This window comes from Rhizobium sp. ZK1, from assembly GCF_047782645.1.
GTDB lineage: Bacteria > Pseudomonadota > Alphaproteobacteria > Rhizobiales > Rhizobiaceae > Rhizobium.
This window is the reverse complement of the sequence record NZ_CP180587.1, coordinates 1,946,993-1,972,071: the sequence shown is the minus strand read 5'-3', so window position 1 is coordinate 1,972,071 and position 25,079 is coordinate 1,946,993. Positions and strand designations below refer to the sequence as shown.

Here is a 25,079-nt window from a genome sequence, read left to right as displayed (position 1 = left end):
CGATTATCGACGCCGCGCGAGGGTTCTCAGGCCCGCCGCGCAACCGGATTGTTCTGCCTCACCAGCGCCATCAGCATTGGCCCCAGCGAGAATTCTCCTCGCGCTCCCTTGCGGGTCAGGTCACGCAGATAGCCACCCGGTGAGTTGATATGAGTTGCCCGTTCCAGCATGCAGGCAATGACGACAGCAGCATGTTCCCGGCCCAGACTTTCGCAAGCCGTCTGATAGGTCTCTGGGGTGATCCCAAGCATGGAACGCACGGTGACGGCAGCGGTCACGAGATCTCGCCATCCCCTGATCGATCCTCCCTGAGCATAATCGCTGATCTGCGGGCAGGCCTGTAGGATGAGGGTGAGAGGGAACATTTTCTGGGGTGTCGTGGTCTGACTTGGTTCAGCTGGCATCGGCAGCGTTTCCATTTGCACTGTCGTACAAGATTCTAATTCAAGAGAGTTTGTATCTGAATTCTGTATGTGCGGTTCATTTTGAACCACACTGGCGCTCATTTTTTTGAAATTATCGAAGCTGGTCAACAGATTGACGATATCGGCGCGAAGGGCTTCGAGCTTCAGGCGCGCGCCATCCAGATCGGAAGCGTTGGGATTGCGGGGCAGGCATGCGAGATGGTGAACATAGGCAGCCTTGATGTCATCCCAGTCGCCGGGCACGCCTTCGTCGATTGCGACATCGATCAGTTTGCGAACATCGCGACGGCAGATTGTCAAAAGCTCGCGCGAACGCCGAAGTGCCAGCCGATCAGCCTCGATCTTTTGAGCCATCGCAGCCAGCTCTTCGCTGCGGGCAAGAAGCGGCGCCAGACTGAAGCCATAGGCATCCTCCAGTTCACCAGAACTCTTTCGACGGGCAAAACGCTTGCCGTTGGCGCTGTCCTTGCGGATGATCAGGCCAGCCCCCACCAGAGCTGCCAAATGCCGACGCAGCGTGGTGACGGCAATGCCGTGCGCCCGGAGCATGAGCTGCCGATTGGACGGAAAGACAACCATGCTCGCCTCACCGGAGAGATGGCTCTCGGGATAGAAGGAGAGAAGGGCATTCAGGACCGCAAGTGTGCGGTCGGAAATGTCGAGCAGCGGACGTGCCTCGCAGACATTGCGAAACACCTTCCACTTGTCGACGGATTGATCTGATTTAACTGATTCGACCTGAAGCTGACCTCTGATCAAGGCAAGCGACATCGGCCGCCGCCCGAAAGGCGTCGTCATAAATCCCGTATCCATCGTGGTTCACCTTTTACAAAGGCAAATCATCAGCGCCCGCCAAAACGGCGTTCAAAAACCTTGACAGCGATTCCGGGAAGTGCGATTCTCTAGGTGCTAAACGAGAGAAGAGGGCTTCCGGATGTTTTGTTCGGGGGCCTTTTTCTTTGCCTATTGGCTCCTTTTCCTAACAGTCAAATCTTCGTCAACGGCTTAACCCGCCGACAGTTATCGTTGTGACCTGATGGCGCCGAACTCCTCGAAGAGTTCATCCAGCCGGGTCGTGAGATAATCGGCAAATTCAGGCACCATGCGCTCGTCGAACGTTATCCGTGTCTTGGTTCCGGAGCGTTCGATCTGCGCTGCCTTCTGGCCCTGCCGCGTTTTCCAGGTTTCGCCCGGCGCTTTCGTCGCGTCGCGAGCCACCATTTTCGACAATACGCGCTGCAGGCGCTGATCGCTGTCGAGATCGGCAAAGGCATCGTCTTCGATGATCGCCTCGACCTGTTTCAGCGAGGAAGACACCGCATCGACGAGAGCCAGCCACCGTGCACGGCCCGCCTTCGGTGCGGGACCGATCGCCATGATCACCGCCTGCGGCACGCCACGGGCAACGGAGATGTAACGGCTGAGATCGGCCTTGTCGGTTGAGAGTGCAGCTATGATGACATCGCGGGGATAACCCGCGTCTTCCAAGCGATGGGCAAACAGCGCCTTCTCGATGAAGGAAAGATCCTGCCGGTCGAGATTTTCCTTGCCCTGAGCAATCACCAGTTCGTTGTCGCTCAAGTTTTGAACGATCGCCTTGACCTTGAGCCCAAGCTTTGCCGCAGCACGCAGGCGTCGTCGGCCGTAGGCGATCTGATACTGGCCTTCCTTTTCAGGGTCGGGACGGACGAGGATCGGCACCTTCTGACCGTGCTCGGCAATGCTTGCGACCAGTGCGTCGAATTCGGCATCGTGCTCGACCGGGATACGATCGCTGATCGATGAATTGGAAATATCGGCGGGGGCGATTTCCAGGACGGAGAACCCGGATGAAATCTGAGCCTGCAGCCGGTCGGCGGCGCGCGCCGCCTCGGTCATTTCCTGCAGCGAGGCACCCATGGCCGAGACGGCTCCGGCGCGTACGCGGTCAGGGTTCTTCTCGGCACCGACGGAAGGCGCCGGAATATCCGCCTTGCGCATGAAGATCGAATTGACAGTATCGCGTCTGCTCATCAATTCTCTCCTTCCCACCTGGATGCGAGCAACCTGAAAGAGCGCAGTTGGGAGCTCCCAACACGCTCATGGGCTGCCGATCGATGGCCGGATTTCTGACAGGTGCTCCCGCGGCGACCTCTGTTGGGAGCTCCCAACAGGTCGGCCGGCCCGCTCAAGCCCGATAAACCTGTGTTGATCAGCGAGAACGTCACGTGCGCCCCCATGCCTGCCGGATCAGCGTCTCGACCTCTCCGTTGACGGCATCGAGCGCTTCCATCGCCCGGTCATAGGTCGAGCGGGTCAGGTTCTCGCGGCCAATCTCGTAGAGCGTCTGCTTGGTGAGGCCGGCATCGGAGACCGCCGCCGATTTCACCATCGCGTTGATCATGACGTGATCGTCAAACAGATTGCGCAAGAGCGCCGCGACCTTCGTCTGCGGCGCATCCTGCGGTTCGTAGCGAGTGAGCAGATAACGAATGAAGTCGTAATTGAGCTCGCCGCCGGCTTCCCGCACGACGGAGAGAAGGTCATGCGTCATCAGCAGGAACTGGCTCATGGACGCCACGTCCAGCATCTGGGGATGCACGGTGACGATCATCGACGTTGCGGCGCAAAGGCCGCTCAGCGTCAGGTAACCGAGCTGCGGCGGGCAATCGAGCACGACGACGTCATAATGTTCAGCAACATCCTCAAGTGCCTTGGCGACGCGCATGAAGAACACGCCTTCGCCATCCCGGGAGCCGCGCATCAGCGCGCGCGGCGTCGTGTGCTCGAATTCCATGAGTTCGAGATTGCCGGGAATGAGATCCAGCCCATCGAAATAGGTTTTGCGCACGACCTCCGAGAGGGGACGCCGCTCCTCGTCATAACGGATTGCCGCATAAAGCGTCTCGTTCGAGCGGACATCGGTCTCCGGCATGACACCGAGCATGGCTGACATGCTCGCCTGTGGATCGAGGTCGAGGGCGAGCACGCGGTAGCCCTGCAGGGCAAGATATTGTGCGAGATGCACCGATGTCGTGGTCTTGCCTGATCCGCCCTTGAAATTGGTGACGGCGATGACCTGGAGATGTTCGTTCTCCCTGCGGCGCGGCAGGAAGTCATGCGCCTCGCGGCCACGGGCGGAGGCGGCAAGCAGGGCGCGCAATTCATTGAGCTGGCGCAGCGAATAAAGGCGTCGGCCATTGCTGCTGACATCGGGCTGCGGGCCTTCCCCAGCGAGCGTCATCTTTCGCAAGGTCGAATCCGATACACCGATCAGCTTGGCCGCTTCGCCTGAGGTGAAGCGGCGCAAAGTCTTGCTTGCGGTCGGCGGAAACAGGGCTTCGCTGATCGCCTGCAGCTGCGAACTGATGGTCGACGCGTGGGCGCCGATCGTCTCGTCGACGCTACGCTGAAGGGTTCGAGAAGTCCTTTGTGGCTTGCTCACGCTCTAATCTTTCATCACGGAAAAACGCCAGAAACGGCCTTTTATCCGTGACGATTACCGATCGGAGCGATTCTGGCAAGGTGCCCCGATGAAGCAAGACCTTAGCGAGCGAGGCGTTGATCGGCAGATTACGACAGAAGAATTACAATTTCCCCTGATATCTCTGTACGTTAACAGAAATCCGCGGTGTCTGGCGAAGCTGTGTCACCCTCATATGATTTCTGGGGTGAAACTGGCGACGCGACCGTTTTGATCCTGCCAGAGTGGTCCAGCGCATCCCATTGGAAAGAATCAGCTATTACCGATTCCCAAACTTTGCCGGCGAACGATCATGGCTTTGCGAGGCGAAAGGACCCGGTCGCTGCGACTGCGTGGGCATTGACGCCGGAGGATGACGTTCTCTCCCTGGGGTAATTTTGCCGGCGTGAGGGAGCAGAGACGAGTGAAATTCCTGCTCACCCATTTTCAGCACGCCGATCGTGCCAAAATCGAACGCGGAGGTAACGGAATCAATCCGCTTCATTGATTCCGTATCGAGCGAAGATGTGAGAAAAAACAGCGCATTAGAGACACGCTAATTAGGCTATCCATGGCCCGCAGGAAGGCTCTTTTGAACCACTCCCCTCGTATTTACTTATAAGGGATTTCAGGCCCTCTTGCAATGATAAGAGCCTGGCTATTCCCAGCGAGAGGGGACAGCCAGCCTCTCAGAAGTCCCCTATCCGCGGAATGTGTAGCCGGCAATCGAGGCCGGTTTCATCTCGATCGAGAAGCCCGGCCGCGTCGGCGGCATATAGGCGGCGTCCTTGATGATGCAGGGATCGAGGAAGTGTTCGTGCAGGTGGTCGACATATTCGATGACGCGGCCGTCCTTGGTGCCCGATACCGCCAGATAATCGATCATCGACAGGTGCTGCACATATTCGCAGAGCCCTACACCACCGGCATGCGGCCAGACAGGCAGGCCGAATTTCGCAGCGACCAACAAGACGGCCAGCACTTCATTCAGCCCGCCCATGCGGCAGGAGTCGATCTGCACGATATCGATCGCGCCTTCGGCGATGAACTGCTTGAACATGATGCGGTTCTGGCACATCTCGCCGGTCGCGACCTTCACCGGTGTTATACCCTGGCGGATCTTGCGGTGGCCGGCGACATCGTCGGGGCTCGTCGGTTCCTCGATGAAGAAGGGTTTGGCGAAGGAGAGCTGTTTGACCCAGTCGATCGCCTGGCCGACCTCCCAGACCTGGTTGGCGTCGATCATCAGGTAACGGTCCGGGCCGATCACCTCGCGGGCGATCCTCAGGCGGCGGATATCGTCCTCAAGATCACGGCCGACCTTCATCTTGATATGGTTGAAGCCGGCATCGATCGCCTCCCGGCAGAGGCGGCGCAGCTTCTCGTCCTCGTAGCCGAGCCAGCCGGCCGAGGTCGTGTAGCAGGCATAACCTTCCTTCTCGAGCGTGGCGATGCGTGCGGCCTTGCCGGCTTCCGCCTTTTTCAGGATGGCGATCGCCTCGTCGCGCGTCAGCACGTCGGTAAGGTAGCGGTAATCGACGATATCGGCGATCTCCTCGGCCGGCATATCCGCAACGAGGCGCCAGACCGGCTTGCCGGCCTCCTTGGCAATGAGATCCCACACCGCATTGACGATGGCGCCAGTCGCAAGATGGATGGCGCCCTTTTCCGGCCCGATCCATCTAAGCTGGCTGTCGCTGGTCAGATGCCGCCAATATTTGCCGGGATGGGCTTTCACCTCGGAAAGTTCGGTGCCGACGACCAGGTGGCGCATCGCTTCGATCGCCGCGCAGCAGATATCGTTGCCGCGGCCGATGGTGAAGGTCAGGCCATGACCGGCGAGACCTTCTCTGTCGGTTTCAAGGATCACATAGGCGGCGGAATAATCCGGGTCGGGGTTCATCGCATCGGAACCATCGAGGCTTTGCGAGGTCGGAAAGCGAAGGTCGTAGACGCTGATATCGGTGATTCGGGTCATGGTCTTCTTCCCGTTTGGATCGGCCGGCATCCCTGCCTTCGAACGAGCCGGCCGTACGAAGGTCAGATCGTCCAGCCGCCGTCGATGGCGTAAGCTTGGCCGGATGTGTAGGTGGCGCCGGCGAGATAGACGGCGAGATCGGCAATCTCCTCGGGTGTGCCGAGGCGGCCCATCGGCTGGCGGGCGATGAAGGCGGCGCGCGCCGTGTCATAATCGCCTTGGGCGCGCATGCGGTCCTGCAGCGACGGGCTCTCCACCGTGCCGGGGCAGATGCAGTTGCAGCGCACGCCCTGCGTCACGTAATCGGCAGCGACCGACTTGGTAAGGCCGATCACGGCTGCCTTGGTCACACCATAGGCAAAGCGGTTCGGCACGCCTTTGATGCTGGATGCGACCGAGGACATGTTGATGATCGCGCCATCCTTGCGCTCCAGCATGCCCGGCAGCACCGCGCGGATGGTGCGGATCATCGCCTTGACGTTGAGATCGAAGGCAAATTCCAGATCGGCATCCTTCATGTCGAGCACGGAGCCGTTATGGACGGTGCCGGCGCAGTTGAAGAGCACGTCGACGGCGCCGATCTCTGCCACCAGCGCCTTGACCGCCTCGTCTTCAAGCACGTTCAGCTTGTGAGTGGAAACCTTGCTCTCCGCGGCCAAGGTCGCCAGCGCGTCGGTATTGATGTCGGTCGCGTGCACCTTGGCGCCGGCAGCGGCGAAGGCAAGCGCGGTCGCGCGGCCGATGCCTTGACCGGCAGCGGTGATGAGAACGGTTTTGCCGGAAAGATTGCTTGTCATGTCATGGCCTCTTCGGGGTTGCTCGCGCTGGCGGCGGTGCTGAAAATACTGGAAAAGGATCGGTCGGGATAAAGGCCGTGCTCGACCATCTGCCTCATCGGCAAAGGTGGTTTTATGCAGGCAATCACGATATCCATGCGCTGCATGGCTTTCCTCCCTCTCCCGTCATCTTATTTTGATCTCGCCTTGGCGAGTTTTTTTGGGAATTTCGGTCGTCCGGCGTGAGAACCATGCCGAGCGATGTCTTCAGACTTGATTTGTCTGTTTATAGACAAACAGACGATAGCTTCAGGGTCAAGCGCGAACTTTTTCTTTTCCGTCCGCCTGTCTGCGTATATGCAGAATGATATTCACAGGAGGGAAGAATGGAGACCGAAGAGTCAGATCGCTATCGCGCTCCGGCGCTCGACAAGGGTCTCGATATTCTCGAACTTCTGGCTGGCGTCGATAGCGGCCTGACGCAGGCGGAAATCGCCAAGCGGCTGGAGCGCAGCCCGAACGAATTCTACCGCATGCTCGACCGCCTCGTGAAGCGCGGTTACGTGACGCGGCTCGATGGCGACCGTTATTCGCTCACCCTGAAGCTCTTCGGCCTGGCACAGCTGCATGCGCCGGTGCGCCGGCTCGCCTCCTATGCGACGCCGCTGATGCGCGATCTCGCCCAGCGCTCCCGCCAGGCAAACCATCTGGCGGTCTTCGACCGGGGTGCTGCCGTCGTCATCGCCCAGCAGGAGGCGCCGGACTATTGGGGCCTGTCGATCCGCGTTGGTTCCCATATCAGCCTGTTCGATACCGGCTCCGGCCATGTGCTGCTTGCCTTCCGCAGCGACGAGGAGCGCGAGATGATGATCTCGGAGCATGTGCGCAGCCGCGAGGAGGTCGATCTCGGCCCGGAATTCCACGAGCGGCTGAACCAGATCCGTGAGCGTGGCTATGAGATGATGGCAAGCGTCCAGACGGCCGGTGTCTATAATCTCTCGGCGCCGGTCCTGGGGCCGGACGGACGCGGCATTGCGGCGCTGACCTGTCCCTACATCGCCCTCGTCAATGCGCCGGCGGCACCCGATATCACCCAGGCGATATCAATGGTGCAGAAGACAGCGGCCGAGCTTTCCGCGCTTGCCGGCGCTACGATCGCCGTGCCAGGTTGAGATCGCAGAATTTCTATTTGAACAATTCATTCACCAAGGATAGGTTGCTGCCAACCACTCTTTGGAGGAGAAGAGCGTGTTCATCGACACCCATCTGCACGTCATCGACCGGTCGGCGCTGAACTATCCCTGGCTTGCCAATGTGCCTGATCTCGACCGCGATTTCCTCTACGAGACCTACGCGACCGAGGCCAAACGCTGCGGCATCACCAAAGTGCTGCACATGGAGGTGGATGTCGATCCGGTCATCATGCAGGCCGAGACCGATTATATCAGCCGCCTCGGCGATCTGGTGGCCGGCGCGATCGTCTCCTGCCGGCCGGAAGAAGATGGCTTTGCCGCCTATCTGGAGCGCCAGAAAGCCGATCCCTTCGTCAAGGGCTTCCGGCGCGTGCTGCATGTGGTGCCTGATGATGTTTCGGAAGGCGCGCTCTTCCGCGAGAATGTCAGAAGGCTTTCTGGCACCGGCCTGACCTTCGACCTCTGCACGCTGCCGCATCAGGTGAGCAAGGTCGTGGCGCTCGCCGACGCCGCGCCCGACGTGCAGTTCGTGCTCGATCATTGCGGCAATCCGGATATCAAGTCGAACGCCTTCGAGCCCTGGAGCCGCGGCATTGCCGAAATCGCCCGGCGACCGAATGTCACCGCCAAGATTTCCGGCATTGTCACCAATGCCGATCCGGCAAGCTGGACGGCGGAAAATCTGCGTCCCTATATCGAGCATGTCATATCGAGCTTCGGCTGGGATCGTGTGGTCTGGGGCAGCGACTGGCCTGTCTGCACGCTGGCGAACGGCCTTTCCACCTGGGTCGCGGCGACGCAGGCCGTGCTGTCGGGCACGGCCCAAACGGAGCGTTCGAAGCTCCTTTACGGCAATGCGCAGCGGCTGTGGAAACTTTGAACTCTTCCTGTAGCTGTGCGCCCCAGAGGCGAATTCTGCAGGATTTTCAACTCCGGTGATCCGTCGCCACGTGCAATCCGTAGGGGCTCTCGGATAGCGCGATGTTTTGGCTCGGCCGAAACTACATCCAGACAATTGCTAGGTTGAACTAACTCGGCTAAAAGTTGTTACAGCCGGCCGTGTAAGTTGTCGGGCCGGTTTTCGCAGGAGGGAATATCAGATGAAAGAAGAACCGCATTCCGTGGACGTTCACGTCGGCAAGACGATCCGCATACAGCGACTGCTGAGAAAGGTTTCTCAGACGGAACTGGGCGATCGTGTTGGCGTGACCTTCCAGCAGATCCAGAAATACGAAAAGGGCTCCAACCGCGTCTCCGCCAGCATGCTCGTCGAAATCGCCGGCGCGCTCAGCGTCGATGTCAGAACCTTCTTCGACGACCTGACGCCGCCCGCCGCCAACGCAAACGATAATCCCGCTCCGAGCGAAGAATTCGTCATTTCGCGTGAAGGCGTCCAGCTCAACGCTGCCTTCTTCTCGATCAAGAACGAGCAGCTTCGCAAGAAAATCCTCAAGCTCGTCCAGGCAATCGCCAGCACCGAGCAGATGGACGCCGACGCCGCGGAATAAAACGTCGGCCTGAATATTTAGCGATCAGTCGCACCCGCATCGGGCTTAATGGCGTTCGATCACGATCAGATTTTCGCCAGCGTCCTTCATTGCGATCTTGGCTTTGCTGCCGACGAGTCTTTCGAGGTTCGCATCGAGTTCCCTATCCGGATCGATGCCGTCCCAATCGATGACGACCTGCAGCAGCGCCATGTTTGTCAGGTGTATGAGATTGCGCAGCTGAAGTTTTTCAGCCTCGTCCTTGGCTGCCGACAGCAGCCGGAAGAGTCTTGCGTATTCTCTGCCTGCACCCTGGTCCCTTTTTTCGAACATTGTTTCCGCCCTCGACGATCATAAAATCCCCACGAAGGACATCTTCGGCGCGGAACCGTTATTCGAGCGTTACAGGCGGCGTCTGCTGCGTGACTTCGGCCTGCAGCAGCTCCCAATGCGAGGTTGCTGCAAAGCGCCAGTCACGCCTTGTTGACGCAAAGACTCCCTTTTCCAGCCATTCCAGCACGAGCCGTGCGTCGGTTCGCTTGCGTTCAACGCGATTGGCGCGGATCGTTGCCAGGATCTGGTCGCGCCGCGGCTTGCGGGCGAAGTGACACTCGTCGACCACCTTGGCGTAGGTCCGCTCGGAAAAATGCAAGAAGCGGCCGGCGAGCAGCAGCTTCTTGCGCTCGCTGACGGAAATCTCGCCCCTGGCATGGAGGCCTTCGATCGTCGGCTCGAAATCGACCCACGGGACGGAAAGCGGCAGCCAGCCGAGTTCCTGCGGCGCATGGACGAGCGCCACGGCTTCGTCATCGACGAGCTCGCCGGATTCGTAATCGTCGAAGATCGAGCCGATGCCGACCATGCCGAAAGCGGAACATTCGGCAGCGCGCAGCGCGCCCATGCTGGAGCCGCCGGCAACGGCAATGCCCTTTTCCAGCGCAAAGAGGATTTCTTTGTGCCAGACGGACGGCAGATCGCCGAAATAGCCGTCGATCAGGCCGATTGCGCTCGCCCCCTCATGCACGGCTTTCAAAATGTCGCCGCAGGCTGCGGGCGGGCGGAAATCGATATCGGGATGCTGCTTGCGCGCCTCGGCGATTTCGCTTGCAAGGCTCGGACCGACGAAGAGGATCTTCATGCCGCGGCCTCCCTGATGACGTTGACGGCGCGCAGGCCGAGCTGGATGTACTGGCCGCTGATATCGACCTCGAGGCCCGGCACGATGACGCGCACGACGGAAACCGGAAGGATCGGATGCGGCAGCGGCACGGCAACGATCTGACTGATGCCCGCGGCCCTCAGCCGGCCTGCAATGTGGCGGATCGTATCCTGGATCGTCATCGGACGTTGCGGGCGCATGGGAAATGGTTTCAGCGCCGCATCATTGCTGCAGAGATCGACGACCTGGCGCATGCCGGCGCTGCGGTCGATCCGCTGGTAGATCCTCGGCGAGAAATCGTCACGGCTGCCGGCAATGGCGGTCAACCGGCTCTGGGCTGCCTCGGTGATGGCGCGAAGAGCCGCACGCACCGGATCGGGATGGCAGCCGCAACCGCCGCAGACCTGAGCCCAGCGGGCATCGACGCGATCGGAGAGATTGCCGGGAATGATGATGGCGAGAAAGGCCGGCACACCGATATCGGTGGTCATGTCGATCAGGAGCAGGCGCATGCCGGCCTGGCGGATGCGATCGACCATGACGTCGATGACGGCATCGCCGAAGGCGAGCGGATCGACTCTGCTCTGCTTGAGCTGTTCGGGGGATTTGAGCTGGGTGAGAGCCCAGGCATCGCGCTCGACGAGTTCGCAGAGCCCGTGCAGCACGGCTTCAGCCGGCGTATTGCCCGACGCAAGGCCGTCGCTCGACTGTTCGAAGCCCGGCGGGCGGGCGCCTCGATGGTCGAGGCCGACCAGCCACCAAGGCACGAAACTGGTGCTGCCCGAGAGGAGGTCGAGGCCGGAACACCAGGGGATCTGAGCGTTGCCGATCTCGTCGGGCGCGCAACGCGCCACGCTGTCGAGGTCGATCATCGCCGCCCGTTCGGCCTTCATGGTCTCGAGGCTGGTGAGTGTCAGGTCGGCAGGCGCAATTTCGGCAATGCGAGTCTCGATTGCCTCCATGGCGGCCGAGGTCATCGCCGCTTCCTTGTCGATGCCCTTGCCCTGGAAGACCGACAGCGTGTGGCTGTTCGGCCGTGTGGCGAAGGCAACCGGAATGTTCAGCACGTCGAGCCCGGTCAGCATCCCGACGCGGGTAATCCCGAAATCGCGCAGATGCGGTTTGATCGCCGCAAAGGTCTGCGCCGGGGTCATCGACCGGTCGTGGTAGCTGTTGACGCCTGCCGATGACCGCTGAAGGTCTTCGGCAAGCAAAGCAAGCTCGGTGAATGCTGACATCAGCTACTATTCCTTAACGGAATTTCAGGGCGTGCGTCAGGTTTTCAAGGCCGTTCGGCGAAACGCTGAGGTCGTCCTGCTTCATGGCAGCCCTGGCGGCAGCGGAGAAACGGAGCGTCGGGGTCTGGATTGCGGCGTTGGTTTGAACGGTCTTCATGATCTCTCTCCAAAAGGTTGGGCGGCTGGCCGCCGTTAACCATTGGAAGAGAGCATTGCCTGCGTCATTCAAGCGTTACAGGCATTGTTAAAATGCGAGCTATCAGGGCAATCCGGCCAGTTGAAGGGCATGAATCAGCCTGCTCGTGTGAACCTGCTCACGGTCAGGTATGAAGTGACGGATGTCCTCGCTGCGGAAATCCGGGAAATTCTCAAGCACGACCTTGGCATATTTATGCGCCTTCCTGAGGTCGCCGGCCATGGCGTGGGAGGCGGCGAGCAACCGGGCCGTAGCCTGTTTGGTCTTCACGGGCTCCAGCGCCTCGATCGCTTCCTCATATTCCCCGCGGTCGAAATGAATACCGCCGAGATTCCAGTAATAATAATCCGGCGGCAGCGGATTGAGCTTGAAGGCTGCCTTGCTCAATTCCAGCGCCTTGTCGAATTCGGCATTGTGCAGCAGCGCGTCGGCATAATCGGCAAGGATGTCGGCATCGTTGGGATTGAGTTCGCGCGCCTGCTCGAACATTTCGAGGCTTTCCTCGAAGCGGCGGCGATAGAGCGCCACGAAGCCGAGTTCGCGATAGGCCCGGCCGCTGTTCGGGTCGGTCTGCCGTGCCATCCTTGCGGAGGCGTAGGCTTCATCCAGCAGGTCCCGGTCGTGCATGCCGCGGATCAGCCATTCCATGCCGAGTGCGCGCGACATGCCAGCATGAGCCGGCGAGAAATGCTCGTAACGGCTAAGCGACGACTTGAACCACCTGCGCGCCTGGCGCAGGTGCTGCAGGTCGGTCTGAGCAATCAGCCGCTTGCCTTCGAGATAGAGGCGATAGGCCGAAGCCGGCACGTCGCCGAGCGGCATCGCCAGTTCGTAGCGCTCGATCGTATCGGCGAGCGTCATGACGATGCGCCGCGTGAGCTGGCTGAAGGCTTCGCTGATCCTCTGCATTGCAAAAGGAATTTCGACCGCCCAAAGCACTTCTGATGTCGAGGTGCGCGTCAGCCGGCAAGTGGTATAGACATCCTCATCGCGGCCCTGGATCGTCACATAGACGGCATAGTCGAAGGACAGGTCGAGCGGGCCGACGGTCGGTCGCGATGGGTCGAGCGCGCGGCTCAGCATTTCCAGGCTCGTATGGGCGGCGATCACCTTGAAGCCGCGCTGCTGGCTGAGCCCGATCGTGACATCTTCGAGCAATGCGCGGCCGACACGCTCCATCAGCGGATCGGTGAAGATGCTCTCTGGCGGCAGGATGACGATGCGCGGCTGGCCGGCCGGATCGATCAGCAGCTCGGAGGCGGGACGCGGACGTTCCGTCGCCGGCTGTGCCGTGGCCAGGATTCCGAGTTCGCGGGCGAGCGCTGCCGTGGCCTCGTCCGGCTCGATGTCGAAATCGTCCTTGAGCTGGCTGCGATACTTCAGATAGGCCTGACGCGCCGCCGGCAGGTCGTTCATGCGGGCATGGGCGCGCATCAGCGCCCGGCAGGCGATCTCATTGGCGGGATCGAGCTCGATCAGGCGCTTGGCAAAGGCGATCTGTTCCTCGTCCGGGCGTTCGTCTTCGTTTTCCAGAAGGCGGACAAGATGCGCCGAGCGCGTTTCGTTAATCCGCTGGCGCTCGAAGGTCAGCCAGTCTTCTGCCCCCTGCGTCGGAGATTTGACGCTTTCGAGCAGTTCGCCGAGCAGGATGCCGCTTTCTTGTCGCCCCAGCACATCCTTCCGCTTGAGGATATCGAGATCGATCTCCCAGCCGGGCGCGAGGCCGAGATGGGTGCGCGTGGCGGTAAGCAAGGGCGGCAGGTTTTCAGGAATGCTCTGTTCGATGCGCGACAGAAGCTGGCGCAGGCTGCCGGCCCGCTTTTCGGGGAGTTCGGATTGCCAGAGCTGGCACCGGATGGTTTCGCGGTCGACCAGCGGTTCCGACGACAGCGCTAACATTGCCAATAGGAAATAGGATTTTTCGGGCAAGGGCAGCTCAGTCCCGGCGGCCAACAATCGCGGCCTGCCGAGCAGACATAGTCTGTTCGCTTTCACTTCCCCGGTTGACCCGTCCATCACGGTTCTCACCTTCAAAAGCCGGAATGCGTCGAGCGCACCGACCGATTATTCGATGTTAGAGTGAATAGCGGGCAACGGGAAGCGCTTTTGCTTTGATGGAGCAAGATTTTCATCGAATATTTACGCTCCGGGCAATGCTGGCTACCAACACGCTTCACGAATACTGCATATGGGCGTGACACGCCGCTCTATTTCGGAGCATCATCCCGCCATGCGGACCGGCGCTGCTGCCATGAATTCAGCCGGTGCTGCCGCTTCCTCAACCGACAGGTAGAGCCCCTTCTTGCTGCGCCGCCAACGGCCGAAATCGCTAAGCGAACGCCTCGATCCGGGCGCAAAAACTAGTCCCACTTCGGCCCCCAGTCAGGATCGACGACGCGGTGGTGGCGATCAATCTTCTCAATCCGGGTGACTTCGTCAGGCGACAGATTGATCGAGCTTGCCTTGAAGTTCGAGCGGATACGCTCAGGCCGGCCCGATGTCGGGATAGTGCAATAGCCCTTGGCAAGTTCGAAGGCAATTGCCACCTGTTCCGGTGTGGCATCGTATTGTTCGCCGATTGCGCGCAGCACCGGTTCGCCGGACAGGAGGCCACGGGCGATCGGCAGATAGCAGGTGATGAGAATTTCCTTTTCCCGGCAATAGTTTGCGAGCTTCTTGTTCTGAAGGATCGGGTTGAGCTCGAACTGGTTATTGGCGATCCTGCCCTTGCCGAGAAGGGCTTCGGTTTCTTCGAGAAGGGCGATCGTGAAATTCGATACGCCGATCTGCTTCGTCAGGCCGCGGGCCTGCGCCTCGGCGATCTGGGTGATGTAGACCTCGAGAGGAATGCGGCCGTTGGGCGATGGCCAGTGGATCAGGGTCAGGTCCACCTGATTGACCTTGAGCGCTTCAAGGCTCTTTTCTAGCGACGGGACGAGCGCCCCTGGACCGAAATTATCGGTCGAAATCTTCGTCGTCAGGAAGACCTCGTCTCGATCAAGGCCCGAACGGCGCAGCGCTTCGCCGACTTCGAATTCGCTATCGTAGGTCTGCGCAGTATCGAGGTGCCTATAGCCGGTTTCGAGCGCGCACAGGATAGCATCGATACCGTCCTTGCCGTTGCGCCCGAAGGTCCCAAATCCCATCAACGGAATAACATCATGTTTTTGCAAATCGATTTCCTCCAATTCGCCTCACTCCTCCAGTGGGCTCAGGGAGCTTTGCAATAGCCCGGGGCTGTGTCCAGCGAAAAACGCCGAGGGATCTCGGACCTGATGGCAGCCGGTCGCCGCCGGCTACAGATCATCCTCGTGGTTTGAGATCCCGGAAAGCTGAGCGCTCCTAAAATGCTTGGGCAACTCGGCGCAATGGTGTCGCGATTTCGGCGGCCGCTTCGACGAAATCGAGGCCGATGTCGAGCACCGGGGCGCTATGCGTCAGCCAGCCGACGGAAATGAGGTCGACGCCGGAAGCGGCAATCGCTGGCGCCGTTGTCGGCGTCACGCGGCCCGAGGCCTCGGTGATTGCCCGCCCGGCGACGATGTCGACTGCCTGGCGGAGCTGATCGGGCGTCATGTTGTCGAGGAGCACGGCATCGACCCCCTCACCCATCGCTTCGTGCAGCTGGTCGAGCGTATCGACCTCCACTTCGATCTTGACCATATGGCCGATGCCGCCTTTCGCGCGGCGGATCGCTTGCGAAACGCCGCCGGCAATGGCGACGTGATTGTCCTTGATCAGCACGGCGTCATGGAGCGCAAAGCGATGGTTCATGCCGCCGCCGGCGCGCACGGCATATTTTTCCAGCGCCCTCAGACCCGGCGTCGTCTTGCGGGTGCAGACGACGGAGGCCCTGGTGTCACGGATCGCCTGGACGATGCCCGCCGTCACCGTTGCGATGCCGGAGAGATGGCCGAGGAAATTCAGCGCCGTGCGTTCGCCCGTCAACAGCCCGCGCGAGGGACCTTCGATGGTGGCGATGACGCTGCCCGGTTGGACGGCGGCGCCATCAGACAGATGCCGCTTCACTGCGATAGCGGGATCGACGAGCTGGAAGGCAAGCTCGGCGGCATCAAGGCCGGCTACGACACCCGGCTGGCGAGCGGCCATGACGACCGTGGAGCGATGGTCTTCGGGGATGACGGCAGCGGACGTGATGTCGCCGGCGAGGCCAAGATCCTCGGCAAGGGCGGCGCGCACGAGCGGCTCGACAATGACGCGCGGAAGGGAAGCGAGGTTCATCTCAGGCACTCCTTGCAAGGGGATGGGAGGCGGTGGCCCGGGCAATCTCCAGAGCCTCGGCGAGCGTCATCTTTCGCCGTGCGGCTTCGGCGCGCTTCAGCGGGAAATCGGTGCGCGCATGGGCGCCGCGCGATTCCGCCCGAAGGCTGGCGAAAACCGCAATCAGCAGCGCAACGACGGCGGGGTCGGAGGCCACCCCATCGTCTTCGGCAAGCGGCAGCAGGCTTGCGACGGCGCCATGGATCGCTCCTGCGTTGCGCAGCACGCCAAGATGGCGTGAGACGATCGGCCGGACCAGTGAAGGATCGGCCGCCGCCGGCAGCGCAATGCCGGTCTCAGGCACCGGCGGCTTTGCGGCCGGCATCGAGAGAATGTCGCGCGCGGCACGTATGCCCATGACAGCGGCTTCCAGTAGCGAATTGCTCGCCAGCCGGTTTGCGCCATGCAGGCCGGTAGAGGCTGCCTCACCGGCAACCCAGAGCCCGGCAACGGAGCTGCGGCCGGCAGCATTGGTCGCGACCCCGCCCATGTGATAATGGACCGCGGGACGAACGGGGATGAGCTGACGGCTCGCATCGATGCCAGCTTCCCGGCAGAGCGTGTCAATGACAGGGAAGCGGGTGGCGAAACGATCGCCAAGCACCTCGCGGGCGTCGAGGAAGACCCGACCGCCACGCGCCAGTTCAGTGCTGATGGCACGTGCCACCACATCGCGCGGGGCAAGTTCTGCGCCTGATACGCCAGCCATGAAACGTTCGCCACGCTCGTTGACGAGCACGGCGCCTTCGCCGCGCACGGCTTCACTGACGAGCGCCAGGGGCCGGCGGCGGGAATCGAGCGCGGTCGGATGGAACTGCACGAATTCCATGTCGGCGAGTTCTGCGCCGGCGCGGGCCGCGAGCATGATGCCCTGGCCGAAATTTCCGGTCGGATTGGTGGTCGCTTCATAGAGCCCGCCAATGCCGCCGGTCGCAAGCACGATCCGCCGCGTCGCCAGGAGAATTGCACCATTCTCGCCGGCGCAGACGAGGCCGGTGACGCCCTCCTCATCGCTCAGGATACGACGGGCTTCCAGGCCTTCCAGCACGCTGACGGAGGGTGTCGCGATAACGGCAGCGACAAGCGCACGAACGATCTCCGCACCGGAACCATCGCCTTGCGCATGCACGATGCGGCGGCGAATATGGGCTGCTTCCAGCCCCAGCGACAAGGCGCCATCCGCGGTTCGGTCGAAGCGCACGCCCGCCTGTTCCAGCGCGGCAATGGCATCAGGCGCCTCGGCGACGATCCCGGCAGCGATGGCAGGATCGCAAAGCCCGTCGCCGGCTGCAAGCGTATCGGCAAGATGCAGCGCGGCGCTGTCATCAGCCCCCAAAGCGGCCGCGATGCCGCCTTGCGCCCAGGCGCTCGATGTCTCCGTGCCGAGGCCGGCGCGGGTGACGATGATAACGGGTTCAGGCGCCAGGGTGAGCGCCGTCATCAATCCCGCAAGACCGCTGCCGACGATGACGGTGCGGCCGGTCCGTTGGTCAGCAATCTCGCTCATATCGCCAGCATCCTTTCGACAGCGCGCCGGGCAGCTGCTGCAACCGCGGGATCGACCGTCACCTCATGGCGGTTTTCCTCAAGTGCCGTGCGGATATTGGAGAGCGTGATGCGCTTCATGTGCGGGCAGAGATTGCAGGGGCGGATGAATTCGACATCGGGATGATGGACGGCGACATTGTCGCTCATCGAGCATTCGGTGAGCAACACGACGCGAGCCGGCTTCTTCTGCCCGACATAATCGGACATGACGGCCGTCGAGCCGGCAAAATCGGCTTCGGCGACGACCTCAGGTGGGCATTCGGGATGGGCAAGCACCATGACGCCTGGGTGGTTTTCGCGCAGTTGGCGCACATCATCAGCGCTAAAAAGCTCATGCACCTCGCAGTGACCGTGCCAGGCGATGATTTCGACATCGGTTTCCTTGGCGACATTCTGGGCAAGATATTCGTCCGGGATCATCAGCACCCGGGGCACGCCAAGGGATTCGACCACCTTCCTGGCATTGCCCGAGGTGCAGCAGATATCCGAGGCGGCTTTGACGGCGGCCGATGTGTTGACATAGGTGATGATGGGTACGCCCGGATGGGCCTGGCGCAGCAGTGCGACATCTTCGGGCGTGATCGAATCGGCCAGCGAACAGCCGGCGCCCATATCGGGGATCAGCACCGTCTTTTTCGGATTCAGCAGCTTTGCCGTCTCGGCCATGAAATGCACGCCGGCGAGCACGATCACATCGGCATCGACCTCGATTGCCTTTCTCGCAAGCGCCAGACTGTCGCCGACAATATCGGCGACGCCATGGAAGATTTCCGGCGTCTGGTAGTTATGCGCGAGAATGACGGCGTTGCGCTTGCGCTTCAGCTCGAGGATCGCGTCGACATCGTCCTGAAACGTCATCCATTCGGCTTTGGGAATGACGCGGCTGACGCGGTCATAGAGGGAAGACGCGGAAACGAGGTGGTTCATGGCCGGCTCCATCAATTATGCTCGATTTGAGCATATCATGCGCAAACAGATATTCTCATGATGAGCATATGTCAATTGCGGGAGAGCGGTAATTTCGTTCCGGCGAGCGCGCGCTCTTCGAGGATGGTCTGGCGGAAGCGGAAAAGCTTGGCCGGCCGACCGCCGGTTTCGCTCGTCGCCTCGCCGGTTTCCTCCACCAGTTCCTGCTGCTCGATCAGGCGGCGGAAGTTCTGCTTGTGCAGCGTCAGGCCCGCGAGCGCTTCGACCGCCCGCTGCAGCTGCAGCAGGGTGAAGCTTTCGGGCATGAGTTCGAAAACGACAGGGCGGTATTTGATCTTGGCCCTCAGCCTGGCGATACCGGTTGCGAGAATCCGCCGGTGATCGGCAAACATCGGCCGGCCGAGGTTGGCGGCCTTGTCGCAACCCGCTTCGGCAACGAGGCCTGCCTCGTAGAGCAGCTCGTAGCGCTGCAACGTCAGATCCTCGTTCCAGCCGCCGCCATCGAGCCCGAAGGTGAAATCGGAGCGGCGATGACGGTATTCGCGCCTAGTCGGATCGACATCGGCCCAGAGGCGCAGCCGCGCAATGAGTTCGTCCATAATGGCGGGACGCCCGTCGCGATGGTCTTCCCAGGGGAAATATTCATACCAGCCATGCCAGCCCGGCCGTCCGGCGCCCGACTGTTCGTTGACGAGGCCGAGATAGCTGATCGAGATGGTGCGACCGCCCTGGATATCGTTGTTCCGGTCGCGGTCGGCGAAAGTGTAAAGCTGCTCGAGGAAACCGACGGGATGAGCGGTCTGTTCCTGGATCCATTCGCGCAAGCCCGATTGCAGCGTGCGATGGCCCATTTCAAAAGGGCCTGACGGCAGCGCATCGCCATTGCGGATCGTCATGACGCGCGGCTCGTCGCCCGTCACAGCGACGAGAACCGCGATCAATTCCGCATGGGCAAAGCCTATCGTCACCGGCGCCTGAGAATCTGTTCCTGATGGATCTATTCTCTGACACAGCGCGGCACCGATGCCAATCACAGGCCCGCACCCTCCCCAGCAAAGAGGCTCGCTCTGAATTGAGGACTACCAAATTTTGGTACATATTGGTAGTAACAAGGAGGTTCTTATGTCCAAAAACACATCCATTGCTTTGGGTGATCATTTTGCGGGCTTTGTCGAACGGCAGGTTATTGAAGGCCGCTACGGCTCGGCGAGCGAGGTCATCCGTGCCGGCCTGCGGCTTCTGGAAGAGCACGAGGCCAAGGTGAAGGCGCTACGCGACGCGATCGGCACCGGTATCGATAGCGGCCAAGCCGAAGATTTCGAATTCGATGCATTCCTCGACCGGAACCGCCGGACCCGGAGGAAATGAAAGGCCACATCCTTTCCAAGGCCGCCGTTGCCGGACGGCGACCCGCAGGCTCTCACCTCTCCGCTTCCGGCCGATGCAGAAGATTGTTCAGTTCGGCCTCGTCGATGCCGACGGGATGGCGCTTTTCCGAAGAGGCGCCGGACGAAGTCCATGCGCTGAAGAATCCAGGCGCCGCGTTGAAGGCAAGCATGGACTATTTTGCGGCGAAGGTCTGAGCGACTATTCGCGGCCGCGGAAGCGGCGCTGGTAGGCGGGATTGTAAAGCGAGCTTTCGCGAAAATCTTCCGATGCAAGCGAGCGGCCGACGAAGATGATTGCCGTGCGCTCGATCGGTTCGGCTGCCACCTTGCCTTCGATATCGGCGAGCGTGCCGCGCAAGATACGCTCGTCCGGCCAGGTGGCTTTCACCACGATGGCAACGGGGCAATCGGCACCGTAAAGCGGTGTCAGCTCCGCGACTACCTGTGCTAGCGCATGGATGGCGAGGTGGATCGCAAGGGTCGCGCCTGTCGCGCCGAATTTCGAGAGCGTTTCTTCATTCGGCATCGGCGAGGCCCGGCCAGATACGCGTGTCAGCACGAGGCTCTGCGCCACGGTCGGGATCGTCAGCTCGCGGCCGAGTGCGGAGGCGGCGGCCGCAAAAGCCGGAACGCCCGGCGTCATCGTGTAGCCGATGCCATGCTTTTCCAACCGGCGGACCTGCTCGGCAACCGCGCTCCAGACGGATAGATCGCCGGAATGCAGTCGTGCCACATCTTCGCCGGCCGCAGCCGCCCGCAGATATTCGGCCTCGATCTCGTCGAGCGACATCGGCGCTGTATCGATGATGCGCGCGCTGGCTGGGCAATATTGCAGGAGTTCGGGCGAGACGATTGAGCCGGCATAGAGGCAGACCGGGCATTTGCCGATCAGGTCGCGTCCGCGCACCGTGATGAGATCTGCAGCCCCCGGTCCGGCGCCGATGAAATGAACCGTCATTTTCCTATTCCTTGATCCAGCGCCATTGCGTTACCGGCATGGCCGGCCGCCAGCCACTCATGCCGCCGACAGGTGCGGCGCGGGCGATTTCGATCTTCGTCAGCGAGCCGCCGCGGGCAGCATGTTCTGCCAGGAGGACCGCCTCCATCTCGAGCGTCACGCCATTGGCGACGAGCCGCCCCGCCGGTTTCAGGGCGGCGATTGCCGCATTCATGACACCGGTCTCGCTGCCGCCACCGCCGATGAAGATCGCGTCCGGTGCCGGCAGGCCGGCCGTTACCGCGGGTGCGACGCCCTCGACGAGGGCAAGCTGCGGCACACCGAAGGTTGCGGCATTTCGAGCAATACGGGCGGCGCGCTCCGGCGATTGTTCGATGGCGATCGTCCTCAGTGACGGATCGGCAAGCATCCACTCGATACCAACAGATCCCGAGCCGGCGCCGATATCCCAGAGGAGTTCGCCATGCCGCGGCGCCAGCGCCGACAGCGTGACGGCACGGATCTCCCGTTTGGTAATCTGTCCGTCATGCTCGAAAAGATCGTCGTCGAGGCCGCAGACATAAGGCAGGATACGAGCCCCCGGCGCCGCGATCACATCGAGCGCACAGACATTCAAGGGGTCGATATCGGCAAGGTCGAAATTGCCTGCCGTGGTACTCCTGATCCTTTCCCGCTTGCCGCCGAGCGCCTCCAGAACCGTCAGCCGTGTGCCGGCAAAGCCATTGGCGGCAAGCAGTTCGGCAAGTATCTGTGGTCCTTTCTCGTCCGACGTCAGCGTCAGAATGCGCCTGTTCGCATGGAGATGCGGGCGGACAAGATCATACGGCCGTCCGTGCAGCGAAACACACGCCGTCTCCTGCAGCGGCCAGCCGAGGCGCGAGGCGGCAAGGCTGAAGGCGGATGGTGCCGGAATGGTATAGATCTCTTCTGCTGCGACATGACGCGCGAGCGTCGCGCCGACGCCGTAGAGGAAGGGATCGCCCGAGGCGAGCACGACAACAGGCGTGCCACGCCGCGCCAGGATCGCTTCGACCGATTTTTCGAACGGGCTCTGCCAGGTGAACCGTTCACCTGAAATCAGCGCATCAGCAAGGTCGTGATGGCGCACGCCACCGAAGACGGCAGGCGCGGCTACGATCAGTCGCTTGGCTTCATCACCAAGGCCTTCTGGACCATCCTCGCCGATGCCGATAAGAGTGAGCCAGCGCGGGTCGTTGGGAGACATATCAGACATGGACAAGACCCGCATTCTGATCCTTGGCGGCACGGGCGAGGCGCGCAGGCTTGCCGCAGAGCTTGCCGGCCGAAACGATCTCGACATCCTGCTGTCGCTGGCCGGCCGCACGCAGGCTCCAGCCGAACAGCCCGTCCCCGTCCGCATCGGCGGCTTCGGCGGCGCGGAAGGCCTTGCCGAATTCCTGGTGGCGGGAGGCTACAATCTGCTGATCGACGCCACCCATCCCTTCGCCGAGCGCATTTCGGCCAATGCCGCGGCGGCAGTGGAACGCACCGGCATTGCCGCCATCGCGCTCGTCCGCCCGGAGTGGGTTCCTGAAGCCGGCGATCACTGGCATGTCGTGGCGGACATTCCTGCTGCCGTCGCCACGCTCGGCCCGGCTCCTCGGCGCGTCCTTTTGGCGACAGGCCGACAAGGTGCGCACCACGCGGAGGTCGCCCCTCAGCATTTCTACCTCGTGCGCAGTGTCGATCCCGTCGATCCGCCTCTCGCTCTGCCTGACGTCGAATACGTACTCGACCGCGGCCCCTTCACGCTCGAAGGCGAGATAAAGCTCATGCGGAAATATCGCATCGACGCTGTCATCGCCAAGAACAGCGGCGGTTCTGCCGCTTATGCCAAGATCGAGGCCGCCCGCCTGCTCGGCATCAAGCTTGTCGTGATCGCCCGCGCGCCCGCTGCCGCCATTACGTCGGTCGGAACGGTCGAAGCGGCGCTCGAAGCGATCGATCATCTCCTGTCTCCGGCCATGAAGCGTGGCGTATAGATGAGGTCCGCTTGCCCCTCGCGGGCAATCACCCGCGTCTCGGGGGAACCGATGATGACACAGGTCGCCATATCGGCGAGATCGGCGTCAGCTCTATCAAGCGGCTGAACGGTGATCCGCTCATCAGGCCGTCCGGCCGCCCGACCGAAGATGACAGGCGTCGTTGCCGGCAAGTGCTGGCGCAGAAGCTCGAAAGCCTTGCCGAGCTGCCAGGGCCTCGCCTTGCTGATCGGATTATAGAGGGCGATGACGAAGCCCGCGCGGGCCGCAAGCTCCAGGCGGTTCTCGATAACGGTCCAGGGCTTCAGATTGTCCGAGAGCGATATGGCGCAGAAATCGTGACCGAGCGGCGCCCCGACACGGGCGGCCACCGCCAGCATGGCGGTGATGCCGGGCAGGATAACGAGATCGACACCGCGCCATTGCGCCGGTCCCCTGTCGATCGCCTCGCAGACGGCAGCGGCCATGGCAAAGACACCGGGGTCGCCGCCCGAGACGACACAAACATCGGCGCCGCCGGCTGCCATCGTCAGCGCAGCCTCCGCCCTGTCCAGCTCCTCGCGGTTGTCGGAGACATGCCGTGTCTGGCCGGCGCGCAGCATCAGGCGGTCGAGATAGGGGCCATAGCCGAAGAAGTCGGTTGCTGTTTCCACGGCTGCCTGTGCTTCCGGCGTCATCTGCCCGGGATTGCCGGGACCGGTGCCGATCACGAAGAGCCGGCCGCTCATCGGCTGGCCTCCCAGCCGGGAACCAGCACGAGCGAGAAGTACGGCGCTTCGCCCTCGTCGCGTTCGGCGAGCTTCACCATAGCGGCATTGGCCATCGTGCCGCGTTCGACATAGAGAGCGTCGCCGAGACGTCCGGCCGCCCGCAACGCGCGGCGGATCTTCGGCAGGTTGCGACCGACCTTCATGATGACGGCAGCCTCGGTGTCCGTGAGCCTGCGGGTCAATTCCTGTTCGGTCATCGTTCCCGGCAGCACCGAAAGCACGTCGTCGCCCTGCACGATCGGCATGCCAGCCAGCGACCAGCAGCCGGACATGGCGCTGATGCCGGGGATGACCTCGGTCGGATAACGCTGCGACAGCCGCACATGCAGGTGCATGTAGGAGCCATAGAAGAGTGGATCGCCTTCGCTGAGCACTGCCACCGTGCGGCCGGCATCGAGATGGCGGGCGAGCGCGTCGGCGGAGTCATTGTAGAAGCCGGTGGTGCGGCTCTGATAGAGTGGATCGCTTTTGTCGAGCTCGGTCGTAACCGGATAGTAGAGCGGCAGCAGCTCGACGCCCGGCTTCAGCAGATGTTCGACGATCGCCCTGCCGTTGCCGCCCCTGCCCTCTTTGGCGAAATAGGCAATGACATCGGCGCTCTCGATGGCGCGCACCGCCTTGAGGGTCAGCAGTTCCGGGTCGCCGGGTCCGGTGCCGACGCCGATCAGATGGCCGCTCATAGGCCTGGCCTCGCCAGTGCATTAATGGCGGCCGCCGTCATCGCGCTGCCGCCAAGACGGCCGCGTACGATGGCAAAGGGAACGCCGTAGGAATTCTCCGCAAGCGCATCCTTGGATTCGGCAGCACCGACGAAGCCGACCGGCATGCCGATAATCGCTGCCGGTTTCGGCGCACCATCCCGCAAGAGTTCGAGAAGATGGAAGAGGGCCGTCGGCGCATTGCCGATGGCAACGACGCTGCCGGCGAGCCGGTCGAGCCAGAGTTGGATGGCGGCAGCCGAGCGGGTATTGCCGGTCGCGTGGGCGAGTTCGTGGGTGCGTGGATCGTGCAGCGTGCAGATCACTTCGTTCTTCGCCGGCAGGCGCGCGCGCGTCACGCCATGCGCTACCATTTCCGCATCGCAGAAGATCGGCGCACCGTCCTGCAGGGCGATCCGTGCGGCATGGACGAAGCCGGGTGAGAAGACGAAATTCTGTGCCGCCTCCACCAGGCCGCAGGCATGGATCATGCGGACGGCGACATCGGCCTCTTCGGGCGAAAAACGCGAGAGGTCGGCTTCGCTGCGAATGATCGCGAAAGAGCGCTCATAGATCGCGTCTCCGCTGCGGATATAGTCGTAGTCTGGCATT

28 protein-coding genes are annotated in these 25,079 nt (G+C 61.8%); 5 read left to right on the top strand and 23 right to left on the bottom strand.

Annotated features, from left to right (window positions below):
* Positions 1 to 26 precede the first annotated feature (26 nt).
* The 6 genes from repC to ACK9YZ_RS31685 all read right to left on the bottom strand — a co-directional run bounded on the left by repC (position 27) and on the right by ACK9YZ_RS31685 (position 6,788).
* Positions 27 to 1,238, bottom strand: coding sequence for a plasmid replication protein RepC (repC, locus tag ACK9YZ_RS31710; protein ID WP_416067435.1), 1,212 nt, complete (start codon positions 1,236 to 1,238; stop codon positions 27 to 29).
* 207 nt (positions 1,239 to 1,445) lie between these two features.
* The gene (gene repB, locus ACK9YZ_RS31705; protein ID WP_416067434.1) at positions 1,446 to 2,438 is read right to left on the bottom strand and encodes a plasmid partitioning protein RepB; all 993 of its coding nucleotides are present in this window, start codon (positions 2,436 to 2,438) and stop codon (positions 1,446 to 1,448) included.
* Between the two features lie 190 nt (positions 2,439 to 2,628).
* Positions 2,629 to 3,849 (bottom strand): plasmid partitioning protein RepA, encoded by a 1,221-nt coding sequence (gene repA / locus ACK9YZ_RS31700; RefSeq protein ID WP_416067433.1) that lies wholly within the window; start codon positions 3,847 to 3,849, stop codon positions 2,629 to 2,631.
* A gap of 718 nt (positions 3,850 to 4,567) precedes the next feature.
* Positions 4,568 to 5,845, bottom strand: coding sequence for an L-fuconate dehydratase (locus tag ACK9YZ_RS31695; protein WP_416067432.1), 1,278 nt, complete (start codon positions 5,843 to 5,845; stop codon positions 4,568 to 4,570).
* A gap of 62 nt (positions 5,846 to 5,907) precedes the next feature.
* Complete coding sequence (locus tag ACK9YZ_RS31690) at positions 5,908 to 6,642, bottom strand: SDR family oxidoreductase (protein WP_216759898.1); 735 nt, start codon at positions 6,640 to 6,642, stop codon at positions 5,908 to 5,910.
* A complete protein-coding gene (locus tag ACK9YZ_RS31685) occupies positions 6,639 to 6,788 on the bottom strand; it encodes a hypothetical protein (protein WP_216759897.1) in 150 nt (49 codons plus the stop codon). The genes ACK9YZ_RS31690 and ACK9YZ_RS31685 overlap by 4 nt, the downstream gene beginning before the upstream one ends.
* Positions 6,789 to 7,007: 219 nt before the next feature.
* Here ACK9YZ_RS31685 and ACK9YZ_RS31680 point away from each other — a divergent pair, with 219 nt between their 5' ends.
* The 3 genes from ACK9YZ_RS31680 (at position 7,008) to ACK9YZ_RS31670 (ending at position 9,322) form a co-directional block, all read left to right on the top strand.
* Complete coding sequence (locus ACK9YZ_RS31680; RefSeq protein ID WP_416067431.1) at positions 7,008 to 7,793, top strand: IclR family transcriptional regulator; 786 nt, start codon at positions 7,008 to 7,010, stop codon at positions 7,791 to 7,793.
* Positions 7,794 to 7,869: 76 nt separating this feature from the next.
* Positions 7,870 to 8,694: an amidohydrolase family protein gene (locus tag ACK9YZ_RS31675; RefSeq protein ID WP_416067430.1), complete on the top strand. Its 825-nt coding sequence runs from the start codon at positions 7,870 to 7,872 to the stop codon at positions 8,692 to 8,694.
* A 220-nt stretch (positions 8,695 to 8,914) separates the two neighbouring features.
* Complete coding sequence (locus ACK9YZ_RS31670; RefSeq protein WP_216759894.1) at positions 8,915 to 9,322, top strand: helix-turn-helix domain-containing protein; 408 nt, start codon at positions 8,915 to 8,917, stop codon at positions 9,320 to 9,322.
* 45 nt (positions 9,323 to 9,367) lie between these two features.
* Here the strand turns inward: ACK9YZ_RS31670 and ACK9YZ_RS31665 are convergent, their stop codons facing one another.
* The 11 genes from ACK9YZ_RS31665 to ACK9YZ_RS31615 form a co-directional block, all read right to left on the bottom strand.
* Positions 9,368 to 9,634 (bottom strand): hypothetical protein, encoded by a 267-nt coding sequence (locus tag ACK9YZ_RS31665; RefSeq protein ID WP_416067429.1) that lies wholly within the window; start codon positions 9,632 to 9,634, stop codon positions 9,368 to 9,370.
* Between the two features lie 58 nt (positions 9,635 to 9,692).
* The gene (locus ACK9YZ_RS31660) at positions 9,693 to 10,439 is read right to left on the bottom strand and encodes a TfuA-like protein (RefSeq protein ID WP_416067428.1); all 747 of its coding nucleotides are present in this window, start codon (positions 10,437 to 10,439) and stop codon (positions 9,693 to 9,695) included.
* A complete protein-coding gene (locus tag ACK9YZ_RS31655; RefSeq protein ID WP_416067427.1) occupies positions 10,436 to 11,698 on the bottom strand; it encodes a YcaO-like family protein in 1,263 nt (420 codons plus the stop codon). The genes ACK9YZ_RS31660 and ACK9YZ_RS31655 overlap by 4 nt, the downstream gene beginning before the upstream one ends.
* A gap of 13 nt (positions 11,699 to 11,711) precedes the next feature.
* Positions 11,712 to 11,855 carry a hypothetical protein gene (locus ACK9YZ_RS31650; RefSeq protein WP_416067426.1) on the bottom strand — a complete coding sequence of 48 codons (144 nt, stop codon included), beginning with the start codon at positions 11,853 to 11,855 and terminating at the stop codon, positions 11,712 to 11,714.
* A 102-nt stretch (positions 11,856 to 11,957) separates the two neighbouring features.
* The gene (locus tag ACK9YZ_RS31645; protein ID WP_416067425.1) at positions 11,958 to 13,910 is read right to left on the bottom strand and encodes a tetratricopeptide repeat protein; all 1,953 of its coding nucleotides are present in this window, start codon (positions 13,908 to 13,910) and stop codon (positions 11,958 to 11,960) included.
* Between the two features lie 204 nt (positions 13,911 to 14,114).
* On the bottom strand, positions 14,115 to 14,264 hold the full coding sequence (locus ACK9YZ_RS31640; protein ID WP_416067424.1) for a hypothetical protein: 150 nt from the start codon (positions 14,262 to 14,264) through the stop codon (positions 14,115 to 14,117).
* Positions 14,255 to 15,067, bottom strand: coding sequence for an aldo/keto reductase (locus ACK9YZ_RS31635; RefSeq protein WP_416067423.1), 813 nt, complete (start codon positions 15,065 to 15,067; stop codon positions 14,255 to 14,257). The genes ACK9YZ_RS31640 and ACK9YZ_RS31635 overlap by 10 nt, the downstream gene beginning before the upstream one ends.
* 169 nt (positions 15,068 to 15,236) lie before the next feature.
* Positions 15,237 to 16,136: a carboxylating nicotinate-nucleotide diphosphorylase gene (gene nadC / locus ACK9YZ_RS31630; protein WP_416067422.1), complete on the bottom strand. Its 900-nt coding sequence runs from the start codon at positions 16,134 to 16,136 to the stop codon at positions 15,237 to 15,239.
* A gap of 1 nt (position 16,137) precedes the next feature.
* On the bottom strand, positions 16,138 to 17,682 hold the full coding sequence (locus ACK9YZ_RS31625; protein ID WP_416067421.1) for an L-aspartate oxidase: 1,545 nt from the start codon (positions 17,680 to 17,682) through the stop codon (positions 16,138 to 16,140).
* Positions 17,679 to 18,650 (bottom strand): quinolinate synthase NadA, encoded by a 972-nt coding sequence (gene nadA / locus ACK9YZ_RS31620; protein WP_416067420.1) that lies wholly within the window; start codon positions 18,648 to 18,650, stop codon positions 17,679 to 17,681. The genes ACK9YZ_RS31625 and nadA overlap by 4 nt, the downstream gene beginning before the upstream one ends.
* Before the next feature lie 71 nt (positions 18,651 to 18,721).
* Positions 18,722 to 19,618, bottom strand: a complete 897-nt coding sequence (locus tag ACK9YZ_RS31615; RefSeq protein ID WP_216759884.1) for an NUDIX hydrolase — start codon at positions 19,616 to 19,618, stop codon at positions 18,722 to 18,724.
* 154 nt (positions 19,619 to 19,772) lie between these two features.
* Here ACK9YZ_RS31615 and ACK9YZ_RS31610 point away from each other — a divergent pair, with 154 nt between their 5' ends.
* Positions 19,773 to 20,018 carry a type II toxin-antitoxin system ParD family antitoxin gene (locus ACK9YZ_RS31610; protein WP_416067419.1) on the top strand — a complete coding sequence of 82 codons (246 nt, stop codon included), beginning with the start codon at positions 19,773 to 19,775 and terminating at the stop codon, positions 20,016 to 20,018.
* Between the two features lie 52 nt (positions 20,019 to 20,070).
* Here ACK9YZ_RS31610 and ACK9YZ_RS31605 read toward each other — a convergent pair whose 3' ends face one another.
* From ACK9YZ_RS31605 to cbiE, 3 genes are read right to left on the bottom strand one after another with little or no spacing between them, the layout of a single operon-like run.
* Positions 20,071 to 20,208, bottom strand: a complete 138-nt coding sequence (locus ACK9YZ_RS31605) for a hypothetical protein (protein WP_416067418.1) — start codon at positions 20,206 to 20,208, stop codon at positions 20,071 to 20,073.
* A 29-nt stretch (positions 20,209 to 20,237) separates the two neighbouring features.
* Positions 20,238 to 20,996: a precorrin-4 C(11)-methyltransferase gene (gene cobM, locus ACK9YZ_RS31600; RefSeq protein ID WP_216759882.1), complete on the bottom strand. Its 759-nt coding sequence runs from the start codon at positions 20,994 to 20,996 to the stop codon at positions 20,238 to 20,240.
* A 4-nt stretch (positions 20,997 to 21,000) separates the two neighbouring features.
* On the bottom strand, positions 21,001 to 22,230 hold the full coding sequence (cbiE, locus tag ACK9YZ_RS31595; protein ID WP_416067417.1) for a precorrin-6y C5,15-methyltransferase (decarboxylating) subunit CbiE: 1,230 nt from the start codon (positions 22,228 to 22,230) through the stop codon (positions 21,001 to 21,003).
* Here cbiE and ACK9YZ_RS31590 point away from each other — a divergent pair.
* On the top strand, positions 22,229 to 22,999 hold the full coding sequence (locus ACK9YZ_RS31590) for a cobalt-precorrin-6A reductase (RefSeq protein WP_416067416.1): 771 nt from the start codon (positions 22,229 to 22,231) through the stop codon (positions 22,997 to 22,999). The genes cbiE and ACK9YZ_RS31590 overlap by 2 nt on opposite strands.
* On the opposite strand, the gene ACK9YZ_RS31585 is transcribed toward ACK9YZ_RS31590, so the two are convergent.
* From ACK9YZ_RS31585 to ACK9YZ_RS31575, 3 genes are read right to left on the bottom strand one after another with little or no spacing between them, the layout of a single operon-like run.
* Positions 22,963 to 23,727 (bottom strand): precorrin-3B C(17)-methyltransferase, encoded by a 765-nt coding sequence (locus ACK9YZ_RS31585; RefSeq protein ID WP_416067415.1) that lies wholly within the window; start codon positions 23,725 to 23,727, stop codon positions 22,963 to 22,965. The two genes, ACK9YZ_RS31590 and ACK9YZ_RS31585, sit on opposite strands and share 37 nt — an antisense overlap.
* Entirely contained in the window at positions 23,724 to 24,449 is a 726-nt protein-coding gene (locus tag ACK9YZ_RS31580) for a precorrin-2 C(20)-methyltransferase (protein WP_216759878.1), read from the bottom strand. The genes ACK9YZ_RS31585 and ACK9YZ_RS31580 overlap by 4 nt, the downstream gene beginning before the upstream one ends.
* Positions 24,446 to 25,078: a precorrin-8X methylmutase gene (locus tag ACK9YZ_RS31575; RefSeq protein WP_416067414.1), complete on the bottom strand. Its 633-nt coding sequence runs from the start codon at positions 25,076 to 25,078 to the stop codon at positions 24,446 to 24,448. The genes ACK9YZ_RS31580 and ACK9YZ_RS31575 overlap by 4 nt, the downstream gene beginning before the upstream one ends.
* Between the last annotated feature and the right edge of the window lies 1 nt (position 25,079).

What these genes read in the sequence shown, in the direction of transcription:
- repC (WP_416067435.1), bottom strand. Translation starts at nt 1,238, where the DNA reads ATGGATACGGGATTTATGACGACGCCTTTCGGGCGGCGGCCGATGTCG.
- repB (WP_416067434.1), bottom strand. Translation starts at nt 2,438, where the DNA reads ATGAGCAGACGCGATACTGTCAATTCGATCTTCATGCGCAAGGCGGAT.
- ACK9YZ_RS31695 (WP_416067432.1), bottom strand. Translation starts at nt 5,845, where the DNA reads ATGACCCGAATCACCGATATCAGCGTCTACGACCTTCGCTTTCCGACC.
- ACK9YZ_RS31690 (WP_216759898.1), bottom strand. Translation starts at nt 6,642, where the DNA reads ATGACAAGCAATCTTTCCGGCAAAACCGTTCTCATCACCGCTGCCGGT.
- ACK9YZ_RS31685 (WP_216759897.1), bottom strand. Translation starts at nt 6,788, where the DNA reads ATGCAGCGCATGGATATCGTGATTGCCTGCATAAAACCACCTTTGCCG.
- ACK9YZ_RS31680 (WP_416067431.1), top strand. Translation starts at nt 7,008, where the DNA reads ATGGAGACCGAAGAGTCAGATCGCTATCGCGCTCCGGCGCTCGACAAG.
- ACK9YZ_RS31670 (WP_216759894.1), top strand. Translation starts at nt 8,915, where the DNA reads ATGAAAGAAGAACCGCATTCCGTGGACGTTCACGTCGGCAAGACGATC.
- ACK9YZ_RS31665 (WP_416067429.1), bottom strand. Translation starts at nt 9,634, where the DNA reads ATGTTCGAAAAAAGGGACCAGGGTGCAGGCAGAGAATACGCAAGACTC.
- ACK9YZ_RS31660 (WP_416067428.1), bottom strand. Translation starts at nt 10,439, where the DNA reads ATGAAGATCCTCTTCGTCGGTCCGAGCCTTGCAAGCGAAATCGCCGAG.
- ACK9YZ_RS31655 (WP_416067427.1), bottom strand. Translation starts at nt 11,698, where the DNA reads ATGTCAGCATTCACCGAGCTTGCTTTGCTTGCCGAAGACCTTCAGCGG.
- ACK9YZ_RS31650 (WP_416067426.1), bottom strand. Translation starts at nt 11,855, where the DNA reads ATGAAGACCGTTCAAACCAACGCCGCAATCCAGACCCCGACGCTCCGT.
- ACK9YZ_RS31645 (WP_416067425.1), bottom strand. Translation starts at nt 13,910, where the DNA reads ATGGACGGGTCAACCGGGGAAGTGAAAGCGAACAGACTATGTCTGCTC.
- nadC (WP_416067422.1), bottom strand. Translation starts at nt 16,136, where the DNA reads ATGAACCTCGCTTCCCTTCCGCGCGTCATTGTCGAGCCGCTCGTGCGC.
- ACK9YZ_RS31625 (WP_416067421.1), bottom strand. Translation starts at nt 17,682, where the DNA reads ATGAGCGAGATTGCTGACCAACGGACCGGCCGCACCGTCATCGTCGGC.
- nadA (WP_416067420.1), bottom strand. Translation starts at nt 18,650, where the DNA reads ATGAACCACCTCGTTTCCGCGTCTTCCCTCTATGACCGCGTCAGCCGC.
- ACK9YZ_RS31610 (WP_416067419.1), top strand. Translation starts at nt 19,773, where the DNA reads ATGTCCAAAAACACATCCATTGCTTTGGGTGATCATTTTGCGGGCTTT.
- ACK9YZ_RS31605 (WP_416067418.1), bottom strand. Translation starts at nt 20,208, where the DNA reads ATGCTTGCCTTCAACGCGGCGCCTGGATTCTTCAGCGCATGGACTTCG.
- cobM (WP_216759882.1), bottom strand. Translation starts at nt 20,996, where the DNA reads ATGACGGTTCATTTCATCGGCGCCGGACCGGGGGCTGCAGATCTCATC.
- ACK9YZ_RS31590 (WP_416067416.1), top strand. Translation starts at nt 22,229, where the DNA reads ATGGACAAGACCCGCATTCTGATCCTTGGCGGCACGGGCGAGGCGCGC.
- cbiE (WP_416067417.1), bottom strand. Translation starts at nt 22,230, where the DNA reads ATGTCTGATATGTCTCCCAACGACCCGCGCTGGCTCACTCTTATCGGC.
- ACK9YZ_RS31585 (WP_416067415.1), bottom strand. Translation starts at nt 23,727, where the DNA reads ATGAGCGGCCGGCTCTTCGTGATCGGCACCGGTCCCGGCAATCCCGGG.
- ACK9YZ_RS31580 (WP_216759878.1), bottom strand. Translation starts at nt 24,449, where the DNA reads ATGAGCGGCCATCTGATCGGCGTCGGCACCGGACCCGGCGACCCGGAA.
- ACK9YZ_RS31575 (WP_416067414.1), bottom strand. Translation starts at nt 25,078, where the DNA reads ATGCCAGACTACGACTATATCCGCAGCGGAGACGCGATCTATGAGCGC.